Source organism: Enterobacter cloacae complex sp. OE43NF (genome assembly GCF_023544405.1).
Lineage (GTDB): Bacteria > Pseudomonadota > Gammaproteobacteria > Enterobacterales > Enterobacteriaceae > Enterobacter > Enterobacter cloacae.
In genome coordinates, this window is record NZ_JAMJFW010000045.1 from 20,355 (window position 1) to 37,103 (window position 16,749).

At 56.6% G+C, this 16,749-nt stretch carries 12 protein-coding genes; 9 read left to right on the top strand and 3 right to left on the bottom strand.

The features are described from left to right. Positions 1 to 182: 182 nt before the first annotated feature. Entirely contained in the window at positions 183 to 1,415 is a 1,233-nt protein-coding gene (moeA, locus tag M8370_RS18255; RefSeq protein ID WP_094085269.1) for a molybdopterin molybdotransferase MoeA, read from the top strand. A gap of 1 nt (position 1,416) precedes the next feature. Further along, positions 1,417 to 2,169, top strand: a complete 753-nt coding sequence (gene moeB, locus M8370_RS18260) for a molybdopterin-synthase adenylyltransferase MoeB (RefSeq protein ID WP_029882870.1) — start codon at positions 1,417 to 1,419, stop codon at positions 2,167 to 2,169. Between the two features lie 62 nt (positions 2,170 to 2,231). Here the strand turns inward: moeB and fsa are convergent, their stop codons facing one another. Beyond that, positions 2,232 to 2,894 carry a fructose-6-phosphate aldolase gene (gene fsa, locus M8370_RS18265; protein ID WP_029882869.1) on the bottom strand — a complete coding sequence of 221 codons (663 nt, stop codon included), beginning with the start codon at positions 2,892 to 2,894 and terminating at the stop codon, positions 2,232 to 2,234. A gap of 128 nt (positions 2,895 to 3,022) precedes the next feature. On the opposite strand from fsa, the gene M8370_RS18270 reads away from it, so the two are divergent. The 4 genes from M8370_RS18270 to M8370_RS18285 all read left to right on the top strand — a co-directional run bounded on the left by M8370_RS18270 (position 3,023) and on the right by M8370_RS18285 (position 8,802). Beyond that, positions 3,023 to 3,922, top strand: coding sequence for a glycyl-radical enzyme activating protein (locus M8370_RS18270; protein ID WP_250021549.1), 900 nt, complete (start codon positions 3,023 to 3,025; stop codon positions 3,920 to 3,922). Positions 3,923 to 3,926: 4 nt separating this feature from the next. After that, positions 3,927 to 6,359, top strand: coding sequence for a formate C-acetyltransferase/glycerol dehydratase family glycyl radical enzyme (locus M8370_RS18275; protein ID WP_250021550.1), 2,433 nt, complete (start codon positions 3,927 to 3,929; stop codon positions 6,357 to 6,359). 219 nt (positions 6,360 to 6,578) lie between these two features. Then, positions 6,579 to 7,394 carry a Cof-type HAD-IIB family hydrolase gene (locus M8370_RS18280; protein WP_250021551.1) on the top strand — a complete coding sequence of 272 codons (816 nt, stop codon included), beginning with the start codon at positions 6,579 to 6,581 and terminating at the stop codon, positions 7,392 to 7,394. Between the two features lie 151 nt (positions 7,395 to 7,545). Beyond that, positions 7,546 to 8,802 (top strand): DUF1479 domain-containing protein, encoded by a 1,257-nt coding sequence (locus M8370_RS18285; RefSeq protein ID WP_013097444.1) that lies wholly within the window; start codon positions 7,546 to 7,548, stop codon positions 8,800 to 8,802. Here M8370_RS18285 and M8370_RS18290 read toward each other — a convergent pair. Continuing rightward, on the bottom strand, positions 8,799 to 9,872 hold the full coding sequence (locus M8370_RS18290; protein WP_038984957.1) for a LacI family DNA-binding transcriptional regulator: 1,074 nt from the start codon (positions 9,870 to 9,872) through the stop codon (positions 8,799 to 8,801). The two genes, M8370_RS18285 and M8370_RS18290, sit on opposite strands and share 4 nt — an antisense overlap. Before the next feature lie 286 nt (positions 9,873 to 10,158). Here M8370_RS18290 and M8370_RS18295 point away from each other — a divergent pair, with 286 nt between their 5' ends. Both M8370_RS18295 and M8370_RS18300 read left to right on the top strand, forming a co-directional pair. After that, entirely contained in the window at positions 10,159 to 11,460 is a 1,302-nt protein-coding gene (locus M8370_RS18295) for an MFS transporter (protein WP_023621974.1), read from the top strand. A 17-nt stretch (positions 11,461 to 11,477) separates the two neighbouring features. Beyond that, on the top strand, positions 11,478 to 13,841 hold the full coding sequence (locus M8370_RS18300) for a glycoside hydrolase family 31 protein (protein ID WP_058660643.1): 2,364 nt from the start codon (positions 11,478 to 11,480) through the stop codon (positions 13,839 to 13,841). Between the two features lie 91 nt (positions 13,842 to 13,932). Here M8370_RS18300 and M8370_RS18305 read toward each other — a convergent pair whose 3' ends face one another. After that, a complete protein-coding gene (locus M8370_RS18305) occupies positions 13,933 to 15,528 on the bottom strand; it encodes an ABC-F family ATPase (RefSeq protein ID WP_230793832.1) in 1,596 nt (531 codons plus the stop codon). Positions 15,529 to 15,567: 39 nt separating this feature from the next. Here M8370_RS18305 and M8370_RS18310 point away from each other — a divergent pair. After that, a partial coding sequence (locus M8370_RS18310; RefSeq protein WP_250021552.1) for a recombinase family protein occupies positions 15,568 to 16,749 on the top strand: 1,182 nt, incomplete at its 3' end.

Below are 16,749 nucleotides of genomic sequence, written 5' to 3' on the forward strand. Positions count from 1 at the left end.
CACCTGTCAGCCTGCATGGCGGCTTTTTCTATAAATATCATTATCGTTGATGATTCTTCAGATAATTTTTGAATATAGAAAGACGCAACTGCGATGTAAAGGGTACTCATGGTGGGTCATACAGTTAGCCGCACTTTTCTGCCATAATGAGCGCTTTCGTTGATACTGTGCTGGAGCCCACTATGGATTTTACCGCCGGATTGATGCCGCTTGAGACGGCACTCACGCAGATGCTTGACCGACTTTCCCCGCTGCACGACGTAGAGACGCTGCCGCTGGCGCGCTGTTTTGGTCGTATTGCCGCGCGCGACATCATTTCCCCGCTTAACGTACCGGGGTTTGATAACTCAGCGATGGACGGTTACGCGGTACGCCTGGCGGATCTCCAGACGGGTCAGGCGCTGCCTGTCGCAGGAAAAGCCTTCGCCGGTCAACCGTTTGACGGAGAATGGCCTGTGGGCACCTGCGTGCGCATCATGACCGGCGCGCCGGTTCCCGCAGGCTGCGATGCGGTGGTGATGCAGGAAGAGACCGAACAGACCGCTGACGGCGTGCGCTTTACCGCCAGCGTCAAAGCAGGCCAGAACATCCGCCGCACCGGCGAAGATATTGCTCTTGGCGCAACGGTATTCGCTGCGGGGCAGAAGCTGACGGTAGGTGAACTGCCGGTGCTGGCCTCGCTCGGTATCGCGGACATTGAGGTGATCCGTCAGGTGCGCGTCGCGCTCTTTTCTACCGGTGACGAATTGCAGCTTCCGGGCCAGCCGCTGCAGGACGGGCAGATTTACGACACCAACCGTCTGGCGGTACACCTGATGCTGGAGCAGTTGGGCTGTGAAGTGATCAACCTTGGCATTATTCCTGATGACCCGGAAAAACTGCGCGCCGCCTTTATTGAGGCAGACAACGCGGCCGACGTGGTGATCAGCTCCGGCGGTGTTTCGGTGGGTGAAGCGGATTACACCAAAACCATCCTGGAAGAGCTGGGTGAAATCGCCTTCTGGAAGCTGGCCATCAAGCCGGGCAAACCGTTCGCTTTTGGCAAGCTTAAGCACAGCTGGTTCTGCGGCCTGCCGGGTAACCCGGTCTCTGCCGCCCTGACCTTCTACCAGCTGGTGATCCCGCTGCTGGCGAAGCTTTCGGGCAACCGTGCCAGTCCGCTGCCGGTACGCCAGCGCGTGCGTGCCGCTACGCGCCTTAAGAAATCCCCCGGTCGTCTTGATTTCCAGCGCGGTATTCTGACGCGCAACGCGGAGGGCGAGCTGGAGGTGAGCACCACCGGCCATCAGGGTTCGCACATTTTCAGCTCCTTCAGCCAGGGCAACTGCTTTATCGTGCTGGAGCGCGAGCGTGGCAATGTGGAAGCAGGCGAATGGGTTGAGGTGGAGCACTTTAACCACCTGTTCGGAGGCTGAGATGGCGGCGGAACTGAGCGATGAAGAGATGATGCGCTATAACCGCCAGATTGTCCTGCGCGGTTTTGATTTTGAAGGCCAGGAAGCGCTCAAGGCGGCCAGCGTACTGGTCGTCGGCCTGGGCGGTCTGGGCTGCGCCGCCGCGCAATATCTCGCCGCGGCGGGTGTGGGCAAGATGACGCTGCTGGACTTTGATACCGTGTCGGTGTCCAATCTGCAGCGCCAGACGCTGCACAGCGATGCGACACTCGGCCAGCCGAAGGTAGACTCTGCCCGCGCAGCGTTAACGCGCATCAACCCCCACGTTCAGTTCACTCCGATTAACGCGATGCTGGATGACGAGGCGTTATACGCGCAAATCGCAAAGCACGATCTGGTGCTGGACTGTACTGATAACGTCGCCATCCGCAACCAGCTAAACGCCGGCTGTTTTACCCACAAAACGCCGCTGGTTTCTGGCGCGGCAATCCGCATGGAAGGACAGATCAGCGTCTTTACCTATGCTGAAGGCGAACCGTGTTATCGCTGTCTGAGCCGCCTGTTTGGTGAGAATGCGCTCACCTGCGTCGAGGCGGGCGTGATGGCGCCGTTAGTCGGCGTGATCGGGTCACTGCAGGCGATGGAAGCGATCAAAGTGCTGACCCGTTACGGTACGCCAGCGGCGGGGAAAATTGTGATGTATGACGCAATGACCTGCCAGTTCCGCGAGATGAAGCTGATGCGTAATCCGGGGTGTGAGGTGTGCAGCGGTTAAACCTCGTTGCGGCCTGATGCCCTCACCCCGGCCCTCTCCCACCGGGAGAGGGAGATTACGCGTCAGAGAGCCGTCCGTCCAAACGCCCCCTGCCAGTCCTGCTCAAACTTCACGATCGCCGCATCCACCGCCGGAGAGGTAATAAACTGCTGCGCCACGTCCAGCGGCAGCGTGATGGACTCACAGCCGGCCAGCAGGCAATCCAGCGCCTGACGCGGGGTTTTGAAGCTCGCCGCCAGCACTTTTGATTGCGGGGCATGCAGCGTCAGCAACTGCTGTAATTCCACAACGGTCTGGATCCCGTCTCCGCCCTGCGCATCCACGCGGTTAACGTAAGGCGCGACATACTCTGCCCCCGCCAGCGCGGACAACATCCCCTGTGCGGCACCATATACCGCGGTCCCCAGCGTCGGGATCCCTTCTGCTTTCAGCATTTTGATCGCCGCCAGCCCTTCCGCCGTCACCGGCACTTTCACCACCAGGTCGTTAATGATGGCACGCAGCTTACGCGCATCGTCCACCATGCCTTCGGCGGTCGTGGCCATCACCTGCGCGAACAGACGGCCTTTGCCACCCAGCGCGTCGTGCAGTTCTGGCAGCAGAACCTCAAGCGGCGTTTTGCCTGCCGCCACAATGCTGGGATTGGTGGTTACGCCCGCCAGCGGGAAGATGCGTGCGAGCTTTTTCACTGCCGCAACGTCAGAAGTGTCGAGATAAAGTTCCATGATGTCGCCCTCAATTTTAGCCTGCACTTACCCTATCACGACAAAACCTGCTCAGGAGTTGACCTGCATCAAGATAACTTTCATTCGAAAGTAATTTAATCTTCATATGCAAGATGAGAGGCAAAATCATGATCTTCAATATTCAGCGTTACTCTACCCACGATGGCCCCGGGATCCGTACCGTGGTGTTCCTGAAAGGCTGCTCGCTGGGCTGTCGCTGGTGCCAGAACCCGGAAAGCCGGGCCCGCACGAGGGACGTGCTGTTTGATGCACGTCTGTGCCTGGACGACTGCGATCTGTGCCAGCAGGCGGCACCGGGCAGTATCGAACGTGCGCTGAACGGTCTGGTCATCCACCGAGAGAAACTAGACGAACAGACGCTTAACGCCCTTACCGACTGCTGCCCGACACAGGCGCTCACCGTGTGTGGTGAAGAACGTCAGGTGGAGGAGATCATGGCGACCGTCCTGCGCGATAAGCCGTTTTACGACCGCAGCGGCGGCGGAATCACCCTCTCCGGCGGCGAGCCGTTTATGAACCCCGATCTGGCACTGGCGCTGTTTAAAGCCAGCCATGAACAGGGTATTCATACCGCCGTCGAAACCTGCCTTCACGTGCCGTGGCACTATATCGCGCCTTCACTACCGTATGTCGATCTGTTCCTCGCCGACCTGAAGCATGTGGATGCAGAGGTGTTCAAACAGTGGACGGACGGCTCGGCAAAACGCATCCTGGACAACCTGAAACGCCTGGCGGCGGCCGGGAAAAAAATCATCATTCGCGTGCCGTTGATCCCGGGCTTTAACGCCGATGAAGCCTCTGTTACCGCCATTACCAATTTCGCCGCCGACGAACTGAACGTTCGCGACATTCACTTTCTGCCGTATCACACGCTGGGCATGAACAAATACACACTGCTCGGCCAACCTTACTCTGCCCCTGACAAACCGCTGGATAACCCTGCGCTACTGGACTTTGCACAGCAGTATGCCTGCCAGAAAGGGTTAACCGCGACCTTACGAGGATAAAACGATGACTACCCTGAATCTCAACACCCTCAGCGAGCGCATTAAAGCGCACAAAATGGCCCTGGTGCATATCGTGAAGCCGCCGGTCTGTACCGAGCGCGCGCAGCACTACACTGAAATGTACCAGCAGCATATGGATAAACCGATCCCGGTGCGTCGCGCGCTGGCGCTGGCGCATCATCTCGCGCAGCGCACCATCTGGATCAAACACGATGAGCTGATCGTCGGTAACCAGGCAAGCGAAGTGCGCGCCGCGCCGATCTTCCCGGAATATACCGTCTCCTGGATTGAGAAAGAGATTGACGATCTGGCGGACCGTCCCGGCGCGGGCTTTGCGGTCAGCGAAGAGAATAAGCGCATTCTGCATGAGATCTGCCCGTGGTGGCGCGGCCAGACGGTACAGGATCGCTGTTACGGCATGTTCACCGACGAGCAGAAAAGCCTGCTGGAAACCGGCATCATCAAAGCCGAAGGCAACATGACCTCCGGCGATGCCCACCTGGCGGTAAACTTCCCGCTGGTGCTGGAAAAAGGGCTCGACGGCCTGCGCGCTAAAGTGTCCGAGCGCCGCTCGCGCATCAACCTGACGGTGCTGGACGACCTGCACGGCGATCAGTTCCTGAAAGCGATAGATATCGTGCTGGAGGCGGTAAGTCTGCATATCGAACGTTTTGCAGCCCTGGCGCGTGAAATGGCGGCTACCGAATCCCGCGTCAGCCGCCGCGACGAGCTGCTGGCGATAGCGGAAAACTGTGACGCGATTGCCCATGAACCGCCAAAAACCTTCTGGCAGGCGCTGCAGCTGTGCTACTTCATTCAGCTTATCCTGCAGATTGAGTCCAACGGCCACTCCGTGTCGTTCGCCCGCATGGATCAGTATCTCTACCCGTACTACCGTCGCGACGTAGAGCTGAACCGGAGCCTCGACCGCGAGCACGCCATCGAGCTGCTCCACAGCTGCTGGCTGAAGTTGCTGGAAGTGAACAAGATCCGCTCCGGCTCGCACTCCAAAGCCTCCGCAGGCAGCCCGCTGTACCAGAACGTCACCATCGGCGGTCAGAAGCTGGTCAACGGTGAGCCAATGGACGCCGTCAACCCGCTCTCTTACGCGATTCTGGAGTCCTGCGGTCGTCTGCGCTCCACCCAGCCAAACCTGAGCGTGCGTTATCACGCAGGGATGAGCAACGACTTCCTCGACGCCTGCGTGCAGGTGATCCGCTGCGGCTTCGGCATGCCGGCGTTCAACAACGATGAAATCGTGATCCCGGAATTCATCAAGCTCGGCGTGGAAAAAGAAGATGCGTACGACTATGCCGCCATCGGCTGCATCGAAACCGCCGTTGGCGGCAAATGGGGCTACCGCTGCACCGGCATGAGCTTTATTAACTTCGCCCGCGTGATGCTCGCCGCGCTGGAAGGCGGCCGCGATGCCACCAGCGGGAAAGTGTTCCTGCCGCAGGAGAAAGCACTCTCTGCCGGGAACTTCTGCAATTTCGACGAGGTGATGACGGCCTGGGATACCCAGATCCGCTATTACACCCGTAAATCCATCGAGATTGAGTATGTCGTGGACACCATGCTGGAAGAGAATGTCCACGATATCCTCTGCTCGGCGCTGGTGGATGACTGCATCGAGCGGGCGAAAAGCATCAAGCAGGGCGGTGCGAAGTATGACTGGGTCTCCGGCCTGCAGGTAGGTATTGCCAACCTCGGTAACAGCCTGGCGGCGGTGAAGAAACTGGTGTTCGAGCAGGGCGTCATCGGTCAGCAGCAGCTGGCGGCGGCGCTGGCGGATGACTTCGACGGGCTGACGCACGAGCAGCTGCGTCAGCGTCTTATCAACGGTGCGCCGAAGTACGGCAACGATGACGACAGTGTGGACATGCTGCTGACCCGTGCTTATCAGACCTACATTGACGAGCTGAAGCAGTATCACAACCCGCGTTACGGCCGTGGCCCCATTGGCGGTAACTACTACGCGGGCACATCCTCCATCTCCGCAAACGTGCCGTTTGGTGCAGCGACAATGGCGACTCCGGACGGACGCAAAGCGCACACCCCGCTGGCGGAAGGCGCCAGTCCGGCCTCCGGTACCGACCACCTCGGTCCAACGGCGGTAATCGGCTCCGTGGGTAAACTGCCAACCGAAGCGATTCTTGGCGGCGTGCTGTTAAACCAGAAGCTGAACCCGTCAACGCTGGAAAACGACAGCGACCGTCAAAAGCTGATGGTGCTGCTGCGTACCTTCTTCGAGGTGCATAAAGGCTGGCATATTCAGTACAACATCGTTTCACGCGAAACGCTGCTGGACGCGAAGAAACACCCGGACCAGTATCGTGACCTGGTGGTACGCGTCGCAGGCTACTCGGCGTTCTTCACCGCCCTGTCGCCGGATGCACAGGACGATATCATTGCGCGTACGGAGCATACGCTGTAACGAAGTATCCCCTCTCCCTTGAGGGAGAGGGTTAGGGTGAGGGGGAAATGCGCACGCTGATGCCCTCACCCCGGCCCTCTCCCACCGGGAGAGGGAGAAAAGACTAAAAACGGCAACGTCGGTTGCCGTTTTGCTTTTACTTTCGAATGAAATTAAATTTGTGCTCTCCGTCACCTTGTTATTAGAATGTTTCAAAACGCAGTGACCCAGGAGCACAGTATGACCGTTAAAGTTATCGTCACCGATATGGACGGAACTTTCCTTGATGATGCCAAGCAGTACGATCGTGACCGCTTTCAGGCACAGTTTGAGCAGCTTAAAGCCCGTAATATTGAATTTGTTGTCGCCAGCGGTAACCAGTATTACCAGCTCATCTCCTTCTTCCCGGAACTGAAAGATCAGATCTCCTTCGTGGCGGAAAACGGTGCGCTGGTCTTCGATCACGGTGAACAAATTTTCCACGGCGAGCTGACGCGTCATGAGTCGCAAATCGTTATTGGCGAACTGCTGAAAGACAAAGGGCTGAACTTTGTGGCCTGCGGTCTCGACAGCGCTTACGTCAGCGACCAGGCCCCGGAGGCGTTCGTGGCGCTGATGTCAAAGCACTATCACCGCTTAAAGCGTATCAGCGACTACCGCGACATTAACGACGTGTTGTTTAAGTTCTCCCTGAACCTGCCGGACAGCGATATCCCGAATCTGGTCGATAAACTGCATGTCTCCCTGGACGGCATTATGAAGCCGGTCACCAGCGGCTTTGGTTTTGTCGATTTGATTATCCCCGGCCTGCACAAAGCCAATGGCATCAGCCGTCTGCTGAAACGCTGGAAAGTCTCCCCGCAGGAGTGCGTGGGTATTGGCGACAGCGGCAATGACGCAGAGATGCTGAAGCTGGTGAAATACTCCTTTGCAATGGGCAACGCAGCCGAAAGCATCGGAGATGTAAGCCGCTACAGCACCGACGACAACAACCACCAGGGCGCGCTGAACGTTATTCAGGCGGTGCTGGATCACCACTCCCCGTTCGACGCCTGATTCCCTTCCTGCCGGAGCCGCGCTCCGGCCCCCCTTACTCTTTTTCCATCCTGTGCTACCCGTCAACTTTTTAAACTTGCATTAACCAATTTTTAACTTAAAGTATCACTTGTAGACACTTTTACTTTCGAATGAAAGACGCGAGGCAGTTATGACGTTTACCAGTGAAACTTTGCCGGCGGATCACAAAGCCGCAATCCGTGAGATGAAGCGCGAGCTACGGGCGCAAATCGGCGATGTGCAGGCGGTGTTCGATAAGCTCAGCGATACCATCGCGACCCGCGTGGCGGAAATTAACGCCCTGAAAAACAAAGGCGAGCCCGTCTGGCCGGTGATCCCGTTTGCGGATGTGAAAGATGGCACCATCACATCCGCGCAGCGCGAGGCGATCAAACGCCGGGGTTGCGCGGTAATAAAAGGTCATTTCCCGCGCGAGCAGGCGCTGGCATGGGATCAGTCGATGCTCGATTACCTCGATCTCAACCAGTTTGATGAAGTCTATAAAGGACCCGGCGATAACTTCTTTGGTACCTTAACGGCGTCTCGCCCGGAGATTTACCCTATCTACTGGTCACAGGCGCAAATGCAGGCGCGCCAGAGTGAAGAGATGGCGCAGGTGCAGTCGTTTCTGAACCGTCTGTGGACATTCGAGAGCAACGGCAAACAGTGGTTCGACCCGGACGTCAGCGTGATTTACCCGGATCGCATCCGCCGTCGTCCACCGGGCACCACCTCGAAAGGGCTGGGCGCGCATACCGATTCCGGTGCGCTGGAGCGCTGGCTGCTGCCCGCCTATCAGCAGGTTTTCGCCCGCGTCTTTGATGGCAACGTAGAGAAATACGATCCGTGGAATGCTGCGCACCGTACTGAAGTGGAAGAGTACACCGTGGATAACACCACCAAATGTTCGGTATTCCGCACCTTCCAGGGCTGGACGGCGCTGTCGGACATGATCCCGGGCCAGGGGCTGCTGCACGTGGTGCCAATCCCGGAAGCGATGGCTTATATTCTGCTGCGTCCGCTGCTGGATGACGTGCCGGAGGACGAACTGTGCGGCGTCGCGCCGGGGCGCGTTCTGCCGGTGTCAGAGAAATGGCACCCGCTGCTTATCGAAGCGCTCACCAGCATTCCGGCACTGGAGGCGGGCGATTCGGTGTGGTGGCACTGCGATGTGATCCACTCCGTCGCGCCGGTTGAGGATCAACAGGGCTGGGGCAACGTGATGTACATTCCTGCCGCGCCAATGTGCGAGAAGAACCTCGCCTACGCGAAGAAGGTGAAAGCGGCGCTGGAAACCGGGGCATCACCGGGTGATTTCCCGCGCGAGGATTATGAAAAAACCTGGCAGGATCGCTTTACCGTGGCCGATCTCAATATCCACGGCAAGCGTGCGCTGGGCATGGCTTAACTGTCGTACAGCCCTTCCCGCTCAACGGCGGTGCGTCGTTTCCCCTGACGTATCCGCCGGACCGATTCCCGTACGGTCAGGGTGCCGTTAAGCAATAGCGTGCCTGACGGCGCCTCCGGGCGCATTAGCCGCTGCTGGAGCATATGTACCGCTTCGGTGCCCAGCTCATCACGCGGGACATGTACCGCGGTTAACGGTACATCCTGAATGGCCGCCAGATTAAAGCCGTCAATGCTCATCACCGAAATATCCTGCGGCACGCGTAACCCCTGTTTTTGCAGGGCGCTGATGGTGCCCGCCGCCATAAAGTCCCCCCCCACCAGAAACGCAGTCGGCAAGTCTTTCCCCTGCATGCGGCTCAGCCAGTCGGTGACCAGTTGCTCTGTTTCGCGAGCGCTGAAGCTCGGCGCCACCAGCAAATCGCGTTTATCGTTGAACTTCAGGTTGTGTGACTGCCATGCATCGCGGATCCCCGCAAGGCGCAGCTCCATGGTGTAACGCCGCAGGCACAACACATTCATCACCTCACGGTGTCCCATTTCAAACAGATAGTCCGCCGCCCGCTCGCCAATGGCCCGATGGTCCGGCGCGACGGCAGGCAGGCGCATATGCCGGTCGCGGCAGTTAATCAGCATGCAGGGTTTACCGACATCCACTGCCAGGTCGTGGATATGCGGATCGTCAATCCCGAGGAGGATGGCGGCCTGGGTGTCCGGCTCGTTCATTCGCGCCAGAAACAGCTGGGCGTCGCTGTCGTTCTCCTCCAGCGCGCAGTAACGCAGGCGAACATCGTACGAGGCCAGGCCTTTGCTTACGCTCTGGATCACACGGTAGTAAAAGATGTCAGACCGCTCGTCAAAGGCGCGCTGTGGGGCGAAGACAACGAGACTGTTGAGCAGCAAACGGCCCGCAGCCATTCCGTCCAGCACCCCCAGCTCGCGCGCGCATGCCAGCACCTTCGCACGTGCTTTTTCACTGGTATTCGCCTTCCCGGCAAGGACCCGCGAAACGGTGCTGATGGAGAGCTGAGTCCGGGCAGCGATTTCGGTGATTTTTAGCCTTTTGTCCATTTTGTGATCTGGCTCCATTTGCGAAATGACAAAATTTTCATAGCGTGGATATCAGGCAATAGCTGATGTCAAAGCCATGATGCCAAATGATGTCGCTCAGTTATGAGAAATTTTGCACAAAATCCACTATTGCCCTCTCATTTTCTCCCTTAAGGTGAACTTGTCACACAACTTCCATACTAGTTGTATAGCAACTTGAAGCGGTAAAACAGATAACAATCAACGTCATAAACCTGTGTGACACCTGAACCTCCGTCCCCTTACCGTCCGTCTTGTGGAGAGTAAAATGAGTCAGGACATTAATAACACCGTTGCGGCAAGCAAAACCCGTCGCGTCATTAAAAACCTGCGCTGGTATGTGCTGGTGCTGTTCTTACTTGGCGTCACCGTTAACTACATCACCCGAAACTCACTCGGGATCCTCGCCCCGGAACTGAAAGAGAGCCTCGGGATCACCACCGAGCAGTACTCCTGGATCGTCGGGGCATTCCAGATCGCCTACACCATTTTCCAGCCTCTGTGCGGCTGGCTGATCGACGTGATCGGCCTGAAGATTGGCTTTATGATTTGCGCCGGGATCTGGGCGCTGATGTGTATTTTCCACGCGGGTGCCGGGAGCTGGCTGCACCTTGCCATCCTGCGCTTCTTTATGGGGGCTTCTGAAGCCGCCGCCACGCCCGCAAACGCCAAAACCATTGGTGAATGGTTCCCGAAATCGGAACGTCCTGTGGCAGCCGGCTGGGCTGGTGTGGGCTTCTCCATTGGCGCAATGCTGGCTCCGCCTATCATCTACTTCGCGCACGCCTCGTTTGGCTGGCAGGGCGCGTTTATGTTCACCGGCGTGCTGGCGCTGCTGTGGGTGATCCTGTGGTGGGCGTTCTACCACAATCCGGAGCAGCACCCGAACCTGAGCAAAGACGAGCTGGCGTTTATCAAGCAGGATAACGAACCGCCTGCGGTAAAACTGCCCTTCCTGACCGCACTGAAAACCGTCTCAAAAAACAAACGCTTTTACGGTATCGCCATCCCGGCCTTTATGGCGGAACCGGCCTGGGCAGTGCTGAGTTTCTGGGTGCCGCTGTATCTCGCCAAAGAGCACGGCATGGATCTGAAGCAGATCGCGATGTTTGCCTGGCTGCCGTTCCTGGCCGCCGATCTCGGCAGCGTGGCAAGCGGTTACCTCACCCGTCTGTATACCCGCCTGTTTGGCTGCTCCCGCGTCAACTCCGTGGTGGCAAGCTCCGTCACCGGCGCGTTCCTGATGATCTCTCTGGCCGTCGTCGCCATTACCCGCGACCCGTACATCACCATCGTGCTGATCTCCATCGGCGGTTTCGGGCATCAGATCATCTCCTGCATGCTCAGCGCCCTGGTGGTGGAGTCGTTCGATAAAGGCCAGATGGCGACCGTTAACGGTATGCGCGGCTCGGCGGCGTGGATCGCCAGCTTCCTGTTCTCGCTGTTGATTGGTGTGACCGCCGACAAAATCGGCTTCAACCCGCTCTTTATTGCCATGGGTTTCTTTGACCTGATTGGCGCTGTTTTCCTGGTGGCATTTATTGCTGAACGTCGCGCCAAGCGCGCCTGATAGTGGATGTATTGCATATGAAAACCCTGAAAAACTGGACCGTCGATAAGCAGTCGGCCAACCATCTGGAACTGCTGGTGGATAACCAGCACCGCCTGTGCCTGTATGTGCTGGAAGAGAACCTGTTCCGCGTACTGATCAAACGTAAAGGTGAACTGGCGCTGGACCGCACCTGGAGCATCGCTCCGGAAGAAGATGTGCCGTGGGAAGGCCGTCGTCGCGACGATCTGAGCGGCTTCACCTGCCCTGCCTGGACGCTAAGCCAGCAGGATGAGGGGCTGACAATTGCCACCGAACAGCTGCGTGTGACCGTTCATCAACCGCTGTGGCTGGAGTGGCATTATCGCAATGACGCCGGTGAGTGGCAGCCGCTGGTCAATGACCGTCCGACCAGCGCCTATCTGCTGAACGCTCACGGCGACGGGGTGGCGCACTACCTGAGCCGTCGCAAGGACGAGCGTTTTTACGGCCTGGGTGAGAAAGCGGGCGACCTGCAGCGCAACGGTAAGCGCTTCGAGATGCGCAACCTCGACGCCATGGGCTACAACGCGGCCAGCACCGACCCGCTGTACAAACACATCCCGTTTACCCTTACCCGCCGCGATGACGTGAGTTACGGCCTGTTCTACGACAACCTGAGTAGCTGCTGGCTGGATCTGGGCAACGAAATTGATAACTACCACACCGCCTACCGTCGCTGGCAGGCGGAAGCGGGTGATATCGATTACTACCTCTTTACCGGCAAACGGGTGCTGGATGTCACCAAAGCCTTTGTGCGCCTGACCGGGAAAACGCTGTTCGGGCCGAAATGGAGCCTGGGCTACAGCGGGTCGACCATGCACTACACCGACGCGCCGGACGCACAAAACCAACTGATGAACTTTATTCGCCTGTGCGAAGAGCATGCGATCCCGTGCGACTCGTTCCAGCTCTCATCGGGTTATACCTCGATCAACGGCAAGCGCTATGTCTTTAACTGGAACCACGACAAAGTGCCGCAACCGAAGGTGATGACCCAGGCATTCCACGATGCGGGGCTACGGCTGGCGGCAAACATCAAGCCGTGCCTGCTGCAGGACCACCCGCGCTATAGCGAAGTGGCGGAAAACGGCCTGTTCATTCGTGATTCAGAAACCGATGCACCAGAACGCTCCAGCTTCTGGGATGACGAAGGTTCCCACCTCGACTTTACCAACCCGCAGACGGTGAAATGGTGGCAGGAAGGGGTCACCACGCAGCTGCTGGAGATGGGGATCGACTCCACCTGGAACGATAACAACGAATACGAAGTGTGGGACGGCGAAGCGCGCTGTCATGGTTTTGGCAAGGAGATCGCCATCAAACACATCCGCCCGGTGATGCCGCTGCTGATGATGCGCGCCTCGCTGGAAGCGCAGCAGCGGTTTGCCCCGGAAAAGCGCCCGTATCTGATCTCCCGTTCCGGCTGCGCCGGGATGCAACGTTACGTTCAGACCTGGAGCGGCGATAACCGCACCAACTGGGAAACCCTGCGCTATAACATCCGCATGGGGCTGGGTATGAGCCTGTCCGGGCTGTTTAACGTTGGTCATGACGTGGGCGGTTTTTCTGGCGACAAACCCGACGCCGAGCTGTTTGTCCGCTGGGTGCAGAACGGCGTGATGCACCCGCGCTTTACCATTCACTCGTGGAACGATGACCACACGGTAAACGAGCCGTGGATGTATCCGGGCGTCACCCCTGCCATTCGCGGTGCCATTGAGCTGCGCTATCGTCTGCTGCCGTATCTCTACACCCTGCTCTGGCAGGCACATGCCGATGACGAACCGATGCTGCGCCCAACCTTCCTCGACCACGAACACGATGCGCAGACCTTTGAAGAGTGCGACGAGTTCCTGCTGGGCCGGGACCTGCTGGTGGCAAGCGTGGTGGAGGCCGGACAGCGCGAGCGCCGTCTCTGGCTGCCGGATAACGAAACCGGCTGGTACGATTTTTACACCCACGCGTGGTACGCGGGCGGGCAGTGGATCGCTCTGGATGCACCGCTGGAAAAACTGCCGCTGCTGGTGCGCGCCGGTGCCGGTCTGCCGCTCAGCGAACGCATCACTCACGTCAGCGCGGAAAAAGACGACACCCGCGAGCTGAAGCTGTTCCCGGTCAAAGGCGTGGGCACCAGCACCGGTCTGCTGTTTGAAGATGACGGTGAAAGCTGGGGCTATCAGAACGGCAATGCGCTGTGGGTAGAGTGGGAAATGGTGTGCGATGGGGCAACCATCAATTTGAAGATCACTGCGCGCGGAGATTATCGTCCGGCGTGGAAAGCACTGAAGGTGTCATTACCGGCGGGGGAAAAACGCAGGCTGCTGGTGAATGGGATTGAAGGGAGTGAGTGGGTGATGTAGTGCGGCCTGATGCCCTCACCCTAACCCTCTCCCACAGGGAGAGGGAACAGAACGTAGGCCGGGTAAGGCGAAGCCGCCACCCGGCTTTTTTTTAGTTCTCGATACCTTTGCTGCGCAGGTAATCTTCATAGTTACCGGTGAAGTCCACCACGCGCTCTGGCGTAATTTCAATCACGCGGGTTGCCAGCGAGCTGACGAACTCACGGTCGTGAGAAACGAAGATCAGGGTGCCCTGGTACATCTCCAGCGCCATGTTCAGCGATTCGATAGATTCCATATCCAGGTGGTTGGTCGGTTCGTCCATCACCAGAATGTTCGGTTTTTCCATCATCAGCTTGCCGAACAGCATACGGCCCTTCTCTCCACCGGAGAGCACTTTAGCAGGCTTCTTGATGTCGTCCTGGCTGAACAGCAGACGCCCCAGAATACTGCGCACCGCCTGCTCATCGTCCCCTTCCTGCTTCCACTGGCTCATCCAGTCGAAGACGGTCAGGTCGTTTTCAAATTCATACTCATGATCCTGCGCGTAATAACCAATTTGCGCGTTTTCGGACCATTTCACGCTCCCGTTGTCCGGCTGCAGTTCGCCGACCAGGGTTTTCAGCATGGTGGATTTACCCACGCCGTTGGCACCCAGAATGGCGATCTTCTCGCCCACTTCCAGCAGCAGGTTGAAGTTTTTAAACAGCGGGCCTTCATCAAAACCTTTGGTAAGGGCTTCCACTTCCAGCGCGTTACGGAACAGTTTCTTGTCCTGCTCGAAACGGATGAACGGGTTCTGACGGCTGGAAGCTTTAACTTCTTCCAGTTTGATTTTGTCAATCTGGCGGGCACGCGATGTTGCCTGACGGGATTTAGAGGCGTTGGCGCTAAAGCGGCTGACGAAGGATTGCAGGTCCGCAATCTGCGCTTTCTTCTTGGCGTTATCCGCCAGCAGACGTTCACGCGCCTGGGTGGCCGCCGTCATGTATTCGTCGTAGTTGCCCGGGTAAACACGCAGCTCACCGTAATCCAGATCCGCCATGTGCGTACACACCATGTTCAGGAAGTGACGGTCGTGCGAGATGATGATCATGGTGCTGTCACGGTCGTTGAGCGTCTGCTCCAGCCAGCGGATGGTGTCGATGTCCAGGTTGTTCGTCGGTTCATCGAGCAGCAGAATGTCCGGGTTAGAGAACAGTGCCTGCGCCAGCAGCACACGCAGCTTCCAGCCGGGTGCCACTTCGCTCATTGGGCCGTAATGCTGTTCGACCGGAATGCCCACGCCCAGCAGCAGCTCGCCCGCACGCGCTTCTGCAGAATAACCGTCCATTTCGCCGTATTGCGTCTCCAGATCGGCCACTTTGTAGCCATCTTCTTCGCTCATTTCGGCCAGCGCATAGATACGGTCGCGCTCCTGCTTCACTTCCCACAGCTCCGCGTGCCCCATGATCACGGTGTCGAGCACGGTGAACTCTTCAAAGGCGAACTGATCCTGACGCAGTTTACCGATGCGCTCGTTGGGATCGAGCGACACGTTGCCGAGCGTCGGCTCCAGGTCACCGCCGAGGATCTTCATAAAGGTGGATTTACCGCTACCGTTGGCACCGATCAGGCCGTAACGGTTGCCGCCGCCAAATTTGACGGAAATGTTTTCGAACAGCGGCTTACTGCCAAACTGCATAGTGATATTGTTGCAAAGAAGCAAAATTGATATTCTCTCGTAAGTGATTGAAAGGAATAGATTATGCAAAAACAAAACGGGTTAGCATTCAGTTACATAAGATTCTCAAGCAAGAAGCAAGAACAAGGTGACTCAGTTCGTCGTCAGACTGAACTTGCTGAGAAGTACGCACAGGCGAATAATTTAATTCTATCAGAAAAGAACTTCCAAGACTTGGGGATCTCTGCATTCAAAGAAGGCAACAGAGCATCTTTGGCTGACATGCTTCAAGCTATCGAACAAGGTTCTATCTCTCCAGGCTCAACGATCATTATCGAATCACTCGACCGATTGAGTCGTAGAGGCATCGACGTAACACAACAGATCATCAAGCAGATTCTACAGCATCAAGTTTATATCGCTTCCCTCGTCGATGGACTTTTGCTGAACAGAGAATCAGTAAACGACTTAGTAAGCGTGATTAGAATCGCGCTGGCTGCTGACCTTGCTCACAAAGAATCCGAGAAGAAATCTCAACGACTGAGAGAGACAAAAGGACAACAACGTCAACGAGCATTGAACGGTGAAGTTATCAACAAATCATTACCATTTTGGTTAGAACGAAAAGACAACGCTTATGTTTTTTCTGACAGACTCGACGCGGTGAAAAGAATAATCGAACTCAAGAAGAAAGGTCTTGGCAATAATAAAATAGCCAAGACTCTGAATGATGAAGAATTTGCCCCGCTACGTTCTGCTGGCTGGAATCATACGACTGTTGCAAAGACGATTAAATCAGTTGCTCTTTACGGTGCATATCAAACATCTGAAACGACAAAAGATCGTAAAGTCATTCTTCTGGATATTGTCGAAGATTATTATCCTGCCGTTATAAGCAAAGAAGAATTCATGTTGCTTCAATCTGATCAGAAACAGAATAAACCCGGATATAAGTCAGAAAAGAACGCTTTCACAGGTTTGCTCAAGCATGAATGTGGAGGTGCTCTTGTTAGAAAATTTCATACAGTCAGTGGCAAAGTATATGAATATCACGTTTGTGCAAACGCTCGCGATGGAAAATGTAGCGTAACGCAGAACTTTAAAAATATTGAAACCGCGATGTTTAAAATTCTTCGTGAACTAAAGATGGAAAAGAAAACATCACTCGACGCAACTTTATTACAAGAACGCTCCGATGTTCAGGAAAAGATTCAAGATCTGAACAATATGCTACTCAGTATGAAGAAAGTTCCTGCAAGTGTTTTG

Excerpts from the sequence above, each read along its gene's own strand:
- moeA (WP_094085269.1), top strand. The coding sequence starts at position 183 with ATGGATTTTACCGCCGGATTGATGCCGCTTGAGACGGCACTCACGCAG.
- moeB (WP_029882870.1), top strand. The coding sequence starts at position 1,417 with ATGGCGGCGGAACTGAGCGATGAAGAGATGATGCGCTATAACCGCCAG.
- fsa (WP_029882869.1), bottom strand. The coding sequence starts at position 2,894 with ATGGAACTTTATCTCGACACTTCTGACGTTGCGGCAGTGAAAAAGCTC.
- M8370_RS18270 (WP_250021549.1), top strand. The coding sequence starts at position 3,023 with ATGATCTTCAATATTCAGCGTTACTCTACCCACGATGGCCCCGGGATC.
- M8370_RS18275 (WP_250021550.1), top strand. The coding sequence starts at position 3,927 with ATGACTACCCTGAATCTCAACACCCTCAGCGAGCGCATTAAAGCGCAC.
- M8370_RS18280 (WP_250021551.1), top strand. The coding sequence starts at position 6,579 with ATGACCGTTAAAGTTATCGTCACCGATATGGACGGAACTTTCCTTGAT.
- M8370_RS18285 (WP_013097444.1), top strand. The coding sequence starts at position 7,546 with ATGACGTTTACCAGTGAAACTTTGCCGGCGGATCACAAAGCCGCAATC.
- M8370_RS18290 (WP_038984957.1), bottom strand. The coding sequence starts at position 9,872 with ATGGACAAAAGGCTAAAAATCACCGAAATCGCTGCCCGGACTCAGCTC.
- M8370_RS18295 (WP_023621974.1), top strand. The coding sequence starts at position 10,159 with ATGAGTCAGGACATTAATAACACCGTTGCGGCAAGCAAAACCCGTCGC.
- M8370_RS18300 (WP_058660643.1), top strand. The coding sequence starts at position 11,478 with ATGAAAACCCTGAAAAACTGGACCGTCGATAAGCAGTCGGCCAACCAT.